12 protein-coding genes are annotated in these 12,355 nt (G+C 73.0%); 2 read left to right on the top strand and 10 right to left on the bottom strand.

The annotated features are described in order from the left end of the window. Window positions 1–27: 27 nt before the first annotated feature. From DEJ25_RS05300 to DEJ25_RS05280, 5 genes are all read right to left on the bottom strand, one after another. Entirely contained in the window at window positions 28–1,122 is a 1,095-nt protein-coding gene (locus DEJ25_RS05300; protein WP_111044005.1) for an ABC transporter ATP-binding protein, read from the bottom strand. Next, window positions 1,119–1,889 carry an ABC transporter permease gene (locus tag DEJ25_RS05295; RefSeq protein ID WP_110904650.1) on the bottom strand — a complete coding sequence of 257 codons (771 nt, stop codon included), beginning with the start codon at window positions 1,887–1,889 and terminating at the stop codon, window positions 1,119–1,121. Before DEJ25_RS05295 ends, DEJ25_RS05300 begins: the two co-directional genes overlap by 4 nt. A 98-nt stretch (window positions 1,890–1,987) precedes the next feature. Next, window positions 1,988–2,791, bottom strand: a complete 804-nt coding sequence (modA, locus tag DEJ25_RS05290; protein WP_111044004.1) for a molybdate ABC transporter substrate-binding protein — start codon at window positions 2,789–2,791, stop codon at window positions 1,988–1,990. Window positions 2,792–2,861: 70 nt separating this feature from the next. Continuing rightward, complete coding sequence (locus tag DEJ25_RS05285; protein ID WP_111044003.1) at window positions 2,862–3,932, bottom strand: ThiF family adenylyltransferase; 1,071 nt, start codon at window positions 3,930–3,932, stop codon at window positions 2,862–2,864. Continuing rightward, window positions 3,929–4,339, bottom strand: a complete 411-nt coding sequence (locus DEJ25_RS05280) for a molybdopterin-binding protein (RefSeq protein ID WP_110904653.1) — start codon at window positions 4,337–4,339, stop codon at window positions 3,929–3,931. The genes DEJ25_RS05285 and DEJ25_RS05280 overlap by 4 nt, the downstream gene beginning before the upstream one ends. A 108-nt stretch (window positions 4,340–4,447) precedes the next feature. Between DEJ25_RS05280 and DEJ25_RS05275 the strand changes: the two genes are divergently transcribed. Continuing rightward, window positions 4,448–6,100: a glycosyltransferase family 39 protein gene (locus DEJ25_RS05275; protein WP_181427351.1), complete on the top strand. Its 1,653-nt coding sequence runs from the start codon at window positions 4,448–4,450 to the stop codon at window positions 6,098–6,100. 16 nt (window positions 6,101–6,116) lie between these two features. Here the strand turns inward: DEJ25_RS05275 and DEJ25_RS05270 are convergent, their stop codons facing one another. From DEJ25_RS05270 to DEJ25_RS05250, 5 genes are all read right to left on the bottom strand, one after another. Next, on the bottom strand, window positions 6,117–7,049 hold the full coding sequence (locus DEJ25_RS05270) for a 4-(cytidine 5'-diphospho)-2-C-methyl-D-erythritol kinase (RefSeq protein ID WP_111044001.1): 933 nt from the start codon (window positions 7,047–7,049) through the stop codon (window positions 6,117–6,119). Window positions 7,050–7,058: 9 nt separating this feature from the next. Next, the gene (locus DEJ25_RS05265) at window positions 7,059–8,387 is read right to left on the bottom strand and encodes an O-acetylhomoserine aminocarboxypropyltransferase/cysteine synthase family protein (protein ID WP_111044000.1); all 1,329 of its coding nucleotides are present in this window, start codon (window positions 8,385–8,387) and stop codon (window positions 7,059–7,061) included. Next, window positions 8,387–9,433, bottom strand: coding sequence for an LLM class flavin-dependent oxidoreductase (locus DEJ25_RS05260; protein WP_111043999.1), 1,047 nt, complete (start codon window positions 9,431–9,433; stop codon window positions 8,387–8,389). The genes DEJ25_RS05265 and DEJ25_RS05260 overlap by 1 nt, the downstream gene beginning before the upstream one ends. A gap of 106 nt (window positions 9,434–9,539) precedes the next feature. Next, window positions 9,540–10,568: a RimK family alpha-L-glutamate ligase gene (locus DEJ25_RS05255; RefSeq protein WP_111043998.1), complete on the bottom strand. Its 1,029-nt coding sequence runs from the start codon at window positions 10,566–10,568 to the stop codon at window positions 9,540–9,542. Between the two features lie 72 nt (window positions 10,569–10,640). Continuing rightward, window positions 10,641–11,495, bottom strand: a complete 855-nt coding sequence (locus DEJ25_RS05250) for a helix-turn-helix transcriptional regulator (protein ID WP_111043997.1) — start codon at window positions 11,493–11,495, stop codon at window positions 10,641–10,643. Between the two features lie 101 nt (window positions 11,496–11,596). On the opposite strand from DEJ25_RS05250, the gene DEJ25_RS05245 reads away from it, so the two are divergent. Continuing rightward, window positions 11,597–12,337: an SDR family oxidoreductase gene (locus tag DEJ25_RS05245; RefSeq protein ID WP_111044101.1), complete on the top strand. Its 741-nt coding sequence runs from the start codon at window positions 11,597–11,599 to the stop codon at window positions 12,335–12,337. The last annotated feature ends 18 nt before the right edge of the window (window positions 12,338–12,355 follow it).

Below are 12,355 nucleotides of genomic sequence, written 5' to 3'. Positions count from 1 at the left end.
GGCCCGGCGCCGTGCCGGGCCGGGCCGTCATCGCTCCCACACGGTGAGTTCGGCTGGCGGCACGCGCACCCGGACCCGCAGGCCCGGGGTCAGTCCGAGCGCCGCGACCGCGGCGAGCGTCAGGTCCGCCGTGAGTTCCCCGGCCCGCATCCGGACGAGGCCGTCGCGGGGCTCCAGTCCGGTCACGGTCCGCAGCAGCCCGGTCCCGTCCTGGTCGGCGCGGGTCACGAGGGCGGCGGTCGGATGGTGCGCGGCCGACACGGCACGGCCGGGAGGCACGCCGTGCGTCCCCGACGCCAGCTCGCCCCCGCCGTCGGGTGCGGTCCCGGTCGCGGTCCCGTCCGTCGTCGTGGTGTGGTCCAGCACGACGCCGTCCGCCGTCGCCGTACCGTGCAGGACGACGAGGCCGGAGAACGTCGCCGCGAAGACACTCCGCGGTCGGGCGAGGACCTCGGCGGGACGCCCCTCCTCCACCACGTGGCCGTCCTCGAGCACGACGACCCGGTCGGCGAGGGCCATCACCTCGACAGGGTCGTGCGTGACGAGCAGGCTCGGCCGGCCGGCGACGGCGGAGCGGAGGGCTGCCCGGACCTCCTGTCGGGCGCCGACGTCGAGCGCCGAGGTCGGTTCGTCGAGCAGGACCACCGCCGGGTCCGCCGCCAGGGCCCGGGCGATCGCGACGCGCTGGGCCTGGCCGCCCGACAGCGTCCCGGGGGCGCGGTCCGCCAGGTCGGCCACCCCGACGGCGGCCAGGGCCTGGCGGGCCGTCAGGCGGGCCTCCCGACCGGAGCGGCCGGCGGCTCGCGGACCGAAGGCCACGTTCGCCAGGACACTGCGGTGCGGGAACAGGTCCGGTCGCTGGGCGACCAGGCCGACGCGGCGGCGGTGCGCGGGGACGCTGCGGCCCGGGCCGGCGAGCAGTCGACCGGCGGAGCGGACCTCGCCGGCGTCGAGGGCGAGCAGACCGGCGACGGCGTCGACGACGGTGGACTTCCCGGCGCCGTTCGGGCCGATCAGGGCCACGCACTCGGCCGGGCCGACGGTCAGGGCGACGTCGACGTCGCGGTCGTGACGGACGACGTGGGCGACGAGTCCGGCCGCATCCGTGTGTGCGGCGGTCACAGCGCGGCTCCGCGGGTCCGGACCGAGGCCAGGCCGATCACGAGCACCGCGACGACGACGAGCACCAGCGCGAGTGCGACCGCCGTGTCCGGGTCGATCTCGCGCTGCAGGTACACCTCGAGCGGGAGGGTCCGGGTCACGCCCTGCAGACTGCCCGCGAACGTCAGGGTCGCGCCGAACTCTCCGAGGGCGCGGGCGAAGCAGAGGACCAGGCCGGCCGTGATGCCCGGCAGCACCCGAGGTGTCGTGACCGTGAGGAAGGTGCGGGTCGGTCCAGCGCCGAGGGTGGCCGCGACCCGCTCGTACCGGTCCCCCTCGACGCGGAGCGCCCCCTCGATCGAGGAGACCAGGAACGGCATCGCGACGAACGTCTGCGCGATCACGACCGCCGTCGTGGTGAACGCGATCCGCAGCCCGTGCTCGTCGAGGAACGCCCCGACGACGCCGAGCCGGCCGAACGCCGCGAGCAGCGCGAGGCCGCCGACCACCGGCGGCAGGACCAGCGGCAGGAGGACCACCGCGCGCGCCACCCCGGTCCACCGGGAGCGCGACCGGGCGAACAGCACTGCCAGCGGGTAGCCGAGGACGAAGGCGATGCCGGTCGCCGCGGTCGCCGTGCCGAGGCTCAGGCCGAGCGCGGTCAGCGACGCGGGCGAGGTCACCAGCGCGACGAAGGAGCCCCACTGCACCCGGCCGACCATCGCGAGCACCGGGACGACGACGAACAGGCCGCCGAGCACCGCGGGGACCGGCAGCCACCACGGCACCGGACCGCGGGCCGTCGGCCGAGCGCGTCGTGCGCCGGAGCCGCGTCGTGTGCTGCGGCCGCGTCGGGTGGTGACTCGCTCTGCCGGGGGCACGGGGGTCAGGGCTTCCCGAAGCCGGCGTCGCGCAGGGTCCGCTGTCCCGCCGAGGACAGGACGTACGACGTGAACGACCGGGCGAGGACGGGGTTCGCCGCGTCGCGCAGGACGCTGATCGGGTAGGTGTTGACCGCGTCGTCCGCGGCCGCGAACGGCACCCCGGTGACGTCGCGGCCCGCACCCTGCACGTCCGTGCGGTAGACGATGCCGGCGTCGGCCTGGCCCGAGCGCACCTTGCCGAGGACGTCGGTGACGGACTGCTCCTCGCTGACCGGGTGCAGGTCGACGCCGCTCGAACGTTCGACCGCGAGCGTCGCGGCCCCGCACGGCACCGGGGCGGCGCAGGTCACGAGCTGCACGCCGGGGTCGTCGAGGTCCGCCAGGCCCCGGATGTGGTGCGGGTTGCCGGGGGCGACGGCGATCTCGAGGGTGTTCGTCGCGAAGGCCCGCGGCGAACCACTGGCGAGGGTCTGCTCGCCGAGTTCCGCCGTCGTGGCCTGGTCGGCCGAGGCGATGACGTCCGCGGGGGCACCGTTCCGGATCTGGGAGACCAGGTCGCTCGACCCGGCGAACGAGGACGTCACGGTGGTGCCCGGGTGCGCCTGCTCGAAGTCGTGTCCGAGGGTCGTGAAGGTGCGCTGCAGCGACGCCGCGGCGAACACCGTGATCGAGCCGGACGGGGCGGCGCCCGACGTCGCGCTCGTGCTGGGGCCGCCGCTCGCCGGAGTGCTCACACAGCCGCCGAGTGTCAGGGCCAGCAGCGCTCCGGCGGCCAGGACGGCCGTCGACCGCACGGGCTGTCGCATGGTGCCTCCTGGAGCGCAGGTCGGATCCGCAGGTGCGGTCGTTCGCAGCGATCCTACCCGCAGCAGCGGTTCACGGGGAGGCGAGGGGCAGCCCCTCGCGGCGCCACGCATCGACGCCGCCGTCGAGGACGGTGACGGGCCTCCCGATCGTCCGCGCCCACACGTCGGCCCGCGGCCCGCGTGCGCAGGTGACGACGACGTCCCCGTCCGGCAGGGCGGCGTCCGCCTGCAGGGACCCCGCGATGACGCCGGTGGCCCACTCCGCCGGGGTGCGGACGTCGACCAGGGTCAGGCTGTCGGTCGGGTCGGCCAGGCGGGCGGCGAGGGCCGCGGGCGCGATGCGCGGCGCAGCACCGCTCGTGCCGCCAGCGCCGTCCGCTCCGGTCGTGCCGGCCGGGAGGCCCGTGGGGCGTCGCGACGCCGGCCCGCGTCGGATCGGACTCTCGGTCCACCGCCACCGTCGCGCGTCCACCGTGAGGAGCCGGCCGAGCAGCGGTTCGCCGAGCCCGGCGACGAGGGCCGTCACCTGCGCGGCCATCACCGACCCGACCGCTCCGCAGAGCGCCGGCAGCACGCCGTCGATCGCACACGAGCCCTCGTCGGGCAGGACCTCCGGGTGCAGGTCGTGGAAGTCGACACCGTCGTCCCCGGCATCGCGGAAGACCGAGACCTGGCCGTCGTACGACAGCACGGTTCCCCAGACGAACGGGATGCCGAGCGGCGCGCACGCGTCCGAGATCGCCCGCGTCACGTCCACCGCGTCGGCCGCGTCGACCACGACGTCGTGCCCCGCGACGTGTTCCGGCCGGAAGCGTCCGACGACCGCGACGACGTCGAGCTCGGGGTCGACCGCGCGCGCACGGGCAGCGGCGACCTCGGCCTTCGCCACGCCGACGTCCGCGGTGGTGAAGAGCGTCTGTCGGGCCAGGTTCGAGCCGTCCACGACGTCGTCGTCGACGATCGTCAGGCGACCGAGCCCGCTGCCGGCCAGGTAGGAGACGACCGGCGCACCGAGCCCGCCCGCCCCGACGACCAGCACCCGCGCGCGACCGAGGCGTTCGAGGACGTCGGGGCCGGACCCGGCGAGCGCGGCCGTCCGCGAACCGAGTCGTCGTCGCGCGGTGCTGACGGGCGTGCTCACGGGGCCTCCTCCGGGCTGGGTGTCTCGACCGTCACCATCGTCGCCTTGACCGAGGCCACTGCGACCGAACCGATCTCGAGCCCGAGGTCGCGGACCGCCTCCGAGCTCATCAGGGAGACGACTCGGTGCGGGCCGCACTGCAGCTCGACCTGGGCCATCACGGTGTCCACGACGAGCCCCGTCACGATGCCGACGAAGCGGTTGCGCGCCGAGCTGCGAACGCCCGAGGGGTCGGCGAGCTGGTCGCCGCGCGACCGGGCGTACTCGGCGAGCTCCCGCCCGTCGACGACCGCCCGTCCGACGGCGTCGGTCGCGCGGGTGAAGGTGCTGCCCTCGACGAGACGGCGCACGGTGTCGTCACTGACCCCGAGGTAGGTCGCTGCGTCACGGATCCGGAGCTGCGTCATGACGACGACCTTAACTGTGGATCACCGACCCTCGGCTTGTGGACACTCACCGCCTCGGAGGGCTCGATGTCGGGTTCCCGTCCAGCGGCGCTCGGTACCGTCTCCGGCGTGAGTTCCCCCCGTACCGGCAGCATCGGCGTCCCGCACGCGGTCCGCCACGTGCCGGTCCGTGCCGGGCTCCGCGGTGCCGTCTCGGCCGCCGCGACCGCCGCGGTCCGCACCCCGGAACTCACCGTCGGGGCCCTCGGCGTCGTCGTCGCCGCGGCCTTCTCGTGGGTGCCGTCGCTCTGGTACGACGAGGCCGCGACCGTCACCAGCGCGCAGCGTTCCTGGCCGCAGCTGTGGGCCGAGCTGCACACGGTCGACGCCGTGCACGGTCTGTACTACGCGGTCGTCCACGCCTGGTTCTGGCTGGTCGGCTACACCCCCTTCACGCTGCGTCTGCCGAGCGCGCTCGCGATCGGCGTCGCCGCCGCCCTCGTGGTCGCTCTCGGCCGCCGGATCGGTGGCAAGCGGCTCGGCATCACGGCCGGCATCGTGTTCCTGCTGCTGCCCCGGGTGCAGTGGGCCGGCACCGAGGGCCGGCCTTACGCCACGATCACGACCCTCTCGGTCTGCCTGTCACTGGTCGGCCTGACCGCGCTCCGCCGCAGCCGTCACGGACGCGCGACCGGGTGGTGGGTCGCCTACGGCGTCCTCGCCGTCGTCGCCGTCGCGTTCAACGTGTACCTCTCGCTCGCGGTCGTCGCCCATGCCGTGGCACTCGCCTGGACCCTGCTCGCCGAACGGCACGACCTCCGACGGGCCACCGTCTCGCGGACCGGTCGGACGCCGGGTCCCCCGCTCGTCTCGCGTGGCGTGCTCGTCCGGTGGGCCACCGCCGCGGGCCTGGCAGCCCTGGTCGTCGCGCCGTTCGTCGTCGTGGTGTCGTCACAGGCGAAGCAGGTCGGGTGGATCGAGGGAATCAGCGCCAGCACGTTCGGGCAGGTCTTCTCGACGGCGTGGTTCGGTGCCTCCGACCCGTACGCGGCGATGGCGTGGACGCTCATGGTCGTCGGCGTCGTCACCGCCCTGGTGCAGGTGCGCCGGCGGGTGCCATCGGCACGGGCCGTCGTCCGGGCCCAGGCCGTCCGGGTGGCACTCCCCCTGGTCGTGGTCCCGACCACGGTCCTCCTGCTCGCGACCGCGCTGGGTGAGCGGCTCTACTCGCCCAAGTACGCCTCCCTGAGCCTGCCGTTCGTGGCGGTGCTCATCGCGCTCGCGCTGACGATGATCCGACCGAAGGCGCTGCTCTCAGTGGCCGTCGTGGCGCTCGTCGTCCTGTCGGTCCCCACCGCCGTGACCGTGAAAGGGCCAGAGGCCAAGGCGGAATCGACCTGGGCGCATGCGGCCTCGATCATCAGCGCTGAGCGGGCGGCGCGTCCGAGCGCGAACGAGGGCGTCGTCTTCGGCAGCGTCTACCGGCATCCGACCGCGACGGCGGAGATCATCAAGGTCTCGTACCCGGAGGCGTTCGCCGGCCTCACCGACCTGGCCGTCGGCACGAAGGGGGCCGACCAGGGCGTGCTCTGGAACCGGAACGCCGACCTCGCCTCGACCGTCCCCGCGCGCCTCGGTGACATCGACACCGTCTGGTACGTCGGCGGCACCTCACGCACGATCCGGCCCGAGCTGAAGGCCGTGCTCGCGGAGCGGGGGTTCCGTCCCGCGCACAACTGGCAGACCGGCAAGGTCATCATGACGGAGTTCGTCCGCTCCTGACGCGTGCCGGCCGCCGTCAGTGCAGGACGCGGGCGCCGTGCACGGGGCCGTTCGCCCGCAGTGCCACGAACCCGGAGGCGCTCAGCGCCACCTGCACCTCGAGTGCCGCGTCGCGGTCCGGCACCAGGAACGCCACCGTCGGTCCGCTGCCCGACACCAGGCCGGCGAGGGCACCGGAGCGCTCCCCCAACTCCAGCGTCTCCGCCAGGGCCGGCTGCAGGCGCATCGCGGGGGCCTGCAGGTCGTTGTGCAGGTTCTCGGCGAGCAGTTCGGCGTCGCCGGCACGGAGCGCCTGGAGGACCTGCGCCTCGACCACGGGGGTGCGCGGCGCCGGCGAGATGTCGGCGCGGTAGCGCTCCCGGTGCTCGTCGAGCGCGCGGTACACGGACGGGGTCGACAGGCCGGTCTCGCTGAGCGCCAGGACCCAGTGGAACTCGCCCTTCGCCAGTGCCGGGCTGAGCTCGTCGCCACGACCGGTCCCGACGGCGGTGCCGCCGGCGAAGGCGAACGGCACGTCGGCACCGAGCTCGGCCGCCAGACGCAGCAGTTCGTCCCGCCCGAGGCCGGTTCCCCACAGGGTGTCGACGGCCAGGAGGGTCGCGGCGGCGTCCGCCGAGCCACCACCCATGCCGCCGGCGACCGGGACCTGCTTGTCGATGGTCAGGTGCACGCCGCCGTGGTGGCCCGCCGTGCGGGCGACCAGACGGGCGGCGCGGATCGCCAGGTTCGTGTCGTCCGTCGGCACCGACGACGTGTCGATCGGACCGGTGAAACGGACCGAGAAGTCGTCGGCGCGCTCGGCTGTGACGTCCTCGTACAGGGACACCGCCTGGTACGCGGTGGCGATGTCGTGGTACCCGTCGTCCTGCAGGGCGCCGACGGACAGGTGGACGTTGATCTTGCCCGGTGCGCGCGTCCGCACCCGATCCGGAGCGGGCGTCGACGTCATGCGACCAACCTATCCCCGTCCGGGTCGGGCTCCCGTCGCGTCGCCCGCCGCGGCGAACCCACGGCGCAGGTCCGCGATGACGTCGTCGACGTGTTCCAGGCCGATCGACAGACGGATGAGCCCCTCGCCGACGCCCGCTGCGGCACGCTCCGACGGGGTCATCTGCACGTGGGTGGTCGACGCCGGGTGCACGACCAGGGAACGGACGTCGCCGATGTTCGAGACGTGGTCGAAGAGCTCCAGCGCCGAGACGAAGCGCCGCCCGGCCTCCACACCGCCGGCGAGGTCGAACGCCAGGACGCTCGACGGCCCCTTCGGCACGTACCGCTGCTGCAGGTGGTGCCACGGGGAGCTCGGCAGTCCGGCGTAGTGCACGTGCTCGACCTGCTCGTGCGCGTCGAGCCAGGACGCCACCGTGGCCGCGTTCGAGACGTGTCGGTCCATCCGGAGCGACAGGGTCTGGATGCCCTGCAGCACCAGGAACGCGTTGAACGGGGCGATCGCCGGGCCGAGGTCCGCCGACAGCTTCGACCGGGTGCGCTGGATGAACGCACGGCGCCCGAACTTCTCGGCGAAGTTCGTGCCCGCGAACCCGGAGTGCTCGGTCGTCGCCAGCTGCGGGTACTTCGTCGGGTGCGCCGCCCAGTCGAACGAGCCGGCGTCGACGATGAGGCCTGCGATCGCACTGCCGTGCCCGGCGAGGTACTTCGTCGCGGAGTGCACCACGATGTCCGCGCCGTGCTCGATCGGCCGGACGAGGTACGGGGTCGCGATCGTGTTGTCGACGATGAGCGGGACCCCGGCGTCGTGGGCGACCCCGGCCACCCCGGCGAAGTCCAGGACGTCGCCGCGCGGGTTCGGGATCGACTCGCCGAAGAACGCCCGCGTCCCGGGGCGGACGGCGGCAGCCCACTCGTCCAGGTCCGTGGGGTCCTGCACGAAGGTGAACGCGATGCCCAGGTCCTTGAGCGTGGACGCGAAGAGCGTGTAGGTCGCGCCGTACAGCGACGCGCTCGAGACGATGTGGTCCCCGGCCCGGGCGAGGCCGAGCACCGCCAACGACGTGGCCGCCTGCCCGGACGCCAGCGCCAGGGCGGCGACTCCGCCCTCGAGGTCGGCGATCCGACGCTCCAGTGCCGCCGCCGACGGGTTGTTCACCCGGGAGTACGTGTGCCCGGGTGCGTTGAGCAGGAACCGGTCGGCCGCGTCCTCGCCGGACGGGTACACGAAGGCCGCGGTCTGCGCGATCGGTGGCACGTTCCCGCCGAAGCCCGGGTCGGACTTGAATCCCGCCCGGATCTGCCGGGTCTCGAACGCCCAGTCGTCCTCGACGGCCATCAGGACACGGTCTCGGCGGGCACCGCGGCGCGGACGAGCGGGATGACCTGCTCGCCGAAGCGCTCCATCTCCTCGAGCTGCGGCGAGAACTGCAGCAGCAGCGTGTCGACGCCCGCGTCCTCGTACTCGCGGATCCGCGCGGCGACCTGCTCCGGCGTGCCGACGAACTGCGGCCGGAGCCCCCGGTTCGACACCGAGTAGTCCTCAAGCGAGGGGACGTGTTCGAGCTGCGACTTCGAGATGAAGTCCTGGTACGACTCGTACGCCTTGCCGTGCTGGACGTCGGTGATGCGCGCGAGCTCGGCCTGGGCCTCTTCCTCGGTCTCCCGCACGATCGCGTACGCGGCCATGCCGAACGCCTCGAACGGCGGCAGGCCGGCGTCCTCGCGGCGACGACGCATCTCGGCGATCTTGTTCCGGAGCTCCTCGACGGTGCCGCCGTGGGTCACGTAGGCGTCGGCGTAGTGCGTGATGCTCGCCTTGCCGGCCTCGCTCTCGCCGCCGGCGTAGATGCGCGGGGTGACGCGCGGTTTCGGCTCCAGGTGCGCGTTCTCGACGTCGTAGTACTCGCCGTGGAAGGAGTACGGCGTCTCCCGCCACATCCCCTTCATGACCTCGACGAACTCCGCCGTGCGCTTGTACCGGTCGTCGTGCTCGGAGAAGATGCCGCCGTACTGACGGGCCTCTTCCGCCCACCAGGCGCTCACCACGTTGAAGGTGAACCGGCCGCCGGAGATGTCGTCGATCGTGGCCGCCTGCTTCGCCGTCACCGCGGGCAGGTGGTACCCGGGACGCATCGCCGCCATGATCTCCAGGCGTTCGGTGGTCGCCGCGATCGCCGCCGCCAGTGCCCACGCCTCGAGGCTCGGCGCCGCGACGCCCTTGATGTCGTTGAGGTTCAGCTCCGGCACGAGGGTCAGGTCGAACCCGATCCGCTCGGCGCGCTGCGCCAGGAGCTTCACGTAGTCGAACGTGACCGGCATCTGCTCGTCGTCGACGTTGCGCAGCCAGCCGCCGAAGAGCGGGGTCCAGTATCCGAATCGCACGGGGTGGGTTCCTTGGGTGGTGAGGAGGGACGGACGGGAGGCTCGCCCCGGGTGGTGGGGCGCGCCTCCCGTCCGGTGGGTGGTCGGGACGGTGCGGGCCGCGTGGTCAGGCGTGCGCCGGTGCGGCTGCCGCCGCGTACTCCGCGTCCAACAGGCCGCCGAGGAACCGGGCGATGGAGCGCGGGCCGGAGGACGGCGCGACTGCCTCGACGGCGGGGTTGTAGTTCGTGTTCGTGTTGATGTCGTACACGACGGTGCGCCCGTCGGTGGTCTCCATGAACTCGACCCCCGCGATCTGGACTCGCTGGTCCGCGAGGAACCCGCGCAGCTGCTGGACGAGCGGGTGCTCGGCGGTGACGTCGGAGCGGACGGAGAACGTGTCCGCCGTCACGGTGGTGCCGTCGGTGCCGGGGACCTCGCACACCGCGCCGGCGATGACCTGCGGCCCGTTCTCTCCGGACGGCACAGCGCACGCGTCCGCGGGGCAGAGCTCGAAGCTGCCGGCGCTCGTGTCGACACGCACCGCGTAGACGAACTCGCCGCCGACGAACTCGGCGCGCGTGATGAACGGCTCACGTGCGGTCAGGTACTCCTGCAGCAGCGTGATGCCGTCGACCGGCGCCTCGAACTCGGGGCTGTCGACGTAGGCGTCGAACTCGGCGAGGGAGTCGAAGCGGCGAACGCCGAGACCCTTGCCGCCCTGGTTGTGCTTCGTGATGAACGGGACGTCCTGGCCGTCCGTGAAGTCCTTCGCCGCCTGCTTGAGCGTCGTCGTGCCGAAGACCGCCGTCGTGCGGGGCACGTCGAAACCCGCGGCGCGGAGCAGGCCGTGCTGCGAGACCTTCGACACCTCGAGCTCGAGGACGTGGCTGCCTCCCACCACCTGGCGTCCGGCTCGCTCCAGCCATCCGAGCAACGCCCGGGTGTACTCCTTGCTGTGCTCGTGCCCGCGGGTGTGGCTGCTCGCCGACATGCGACTCCAGTAGACGCCCGGCTCCGGTTCGGCTCCGAGGTCGATCTGTCCCTCGGTCAGGAGGACCTCCTGCACCGGGACGCCCTCGGCCTCGAAGGCGGCGGCGAGCGGGGGGAACCACTCGGGGTTCTCGTGGATGACGTACACGCGCGGAGTGCTCACCGCTCCACCCTAGGCACGGTGTCCCCGCATCTGCCAGGCGTGTGACGCGGTGTTGCGGAGCGAACCGGGGCCTCAGGATCCGCTGACGGCGTCGAAGGTCTGCTGGCCGACGACCCCGAGGAGCTCGAGCTTCTGCGCGTCCTCGCTGCCTGCAGGAGCCGTGAAGAGCAGCAGCGCCTGCGCCTGGTCGTCCGTGTGGAGTACCTGGCAGTCGACAGTGATCCGCCCGAGCTCGGGCTGCACGATCGTCTTGTTGTCCGACCAGCGGGTCGCCACCTCGTGCAGCGCCCACAGCGCGGCGAACTCGGGGCTCCGCCGTTCGAGCTCCGCGATGAGCTCGGTCGCGCGACGGTCACCTGGACCGGCGAGGCCGATGGCCGCACGGAGCGAGGCCACGACGACCCGCCCCAGACGTTCGTGCTGCTCCGGCGCGTACTTCGCCCGCTCGGTGCTGGTGACGAACCACCGCCAGGCCTGGTAGCGCTCGTTGCCGGCCAGCCCGACGGACGTGCCCAGGAGCGCCGCCGCCAACGGGTTCTCGACGAGCGTCTCGCCCAGGTGGTTGACGACGATCGCGGGGGTGTCCGCCAACCGGTCGAGCACGCGGAGGATCGCGGGGTCGACGTGGTCGGCGCGGTGCATCCGGACCGGTGCGTTCTGCCCTGCCAGGTGGAACAGGTGGTCCCGTTCGTCGAGCGAGCAACGGAGGGCACGGGCGATCGCCGCGACCATCTGCTCGGACGGCTGCGGGCCACGCTGCTGCTCGAGCCGCGTGTAGTAGTCGACGGACATGCCGGCCTGGGCCGCGACCTCCTCACGACGGAGGCCCGGGGTCCGCCGTCGAGCGCCGGCTCCGATCCCGACGTCCTCCGGTCGGAGCATCTCCCGACGGCGGCGGAGGAAGTCGGCGAGGGCAGCACGGTCCATGCGCCCAGTCTGCTGCGTCGGCGCAATCGGAGCCAGGGATCGCCGGTCCCCCGATGACCGCGCTCTGGTTGCCTCGGCCAGGACGACACATCGTGGTGGTCATGGACATCACGAACAGCACCGTCTTCATCCCCGGCGCGACCTCGGGCATCGGCCTGGCACTCGCGCTCCGCTTGCAGCAGGCCGGCAGCACCGTCGTCATCGGCGGCCGTCGACAGGCCCTCCTCGACTCCATCGCCGCCGAACACGGCGTGGGCACCGTGCAGATCGACGTCGCCGACGCGGAGTCGATCCGGCAGGCCGCCGACACCGTCCTCGGGACGTACCCCGCACTCGACACCCTCGTGACGATGTCGGGGATCATGCGGAACGAGGACCTCCGTGACCCGGCACACATCTCCGACGCCGTCGAGACCATCGAGACCAACCTGATCGGCACGATCCGGCTGATCGACGCCTTCCTGCCGCACCTGCTCGGCCGTCCCAGCGCGACGGTCATGACCGTGTCGTCCGGCCTGGCCTTCGTCCCGCTCACCGCGACGCCGACCTACAACGCCACGAAGGCCGGCGTGCACTCGTACACACAGGCACTCCGACAGCAGCTCGTCGGCTCGTCGGTCGAGGTGCTCGAGCTCGCGCCGCCCGCGGTCGCCACCGACCTGATGGGCGGCCAGGACTTCGGCGGGATGCCGCTCGACGCGTTCGTCGCCGAGGTGGTGGGGCTCATCGAGTCCGGTGCCGCTCCCGAGATCCTCGTGCAGAACGTCGAGCCGCTGCGATGGGCGGAGCGCAACGGGAACCACCAGCAGATCCTCGAGATGATGGCTGGACGCGAGCACTGACAGCCAGCTCCCGTCCTG

The sequence above is a fragment of the Curtobacterium sp. MCPF17_011 genome (genome assembly GCF_003234145.1).
Lineage (GTDB): Bacteria > Actinomycetota > Actinomycetes > Actinomycetales > Microbacteriaceae > Curtobacterium.
This window is presented reverse-complemented; position numbering and strand designations above follow the sequence as displayed.

Bases quoted from the DNA above. Each gene is read 5' to 3' on its own strand.
- modA (WP_111044004.1), bottom strand. From the start codon at position 2,791: ATGCGACAGCCCGTGCGGTCGACGGCCGTCCTGGCCGCCGGAGCGCTG.
- DEJ25_RS05245 (WP_111044101.1), top strand. From the start codon at position 11,597: ATGGACATCACGAACAGCACCGTCTTCATCCCCGGCGCGACCTCGGGC.
- DEJ25_RS05270 (WP_111044001.1), bottom strand. From the start codon at position 7,049: ATGACGTCGACGCCCGCTCCGGATCGGGTGCGGACGCGCGCACCGGGC.
- DEJ25_RS05250 (WP_111043997.1), bottom strand. From the start codon at position 11,495: ATGGACCGTGCTGCCCTCGCCGACTTCCTCCGCCGCCGTCGGGAGATG.
- DEJ25_RS05265 (WP_111044000.1), bottom strand. From the start codon at position 8,387: ATGGCCGTCGAGGACGACTGGGCGTTCGAGACCCGGCAGATCCGGGCG.
- DEJ25_RS05280 (WP_110904653.1), bottom strand. From the start codon at position 4,339: ATGACGCAGCTCCGGATCCGTGACGCAGCGACCTACCTCGGGGTCAGT.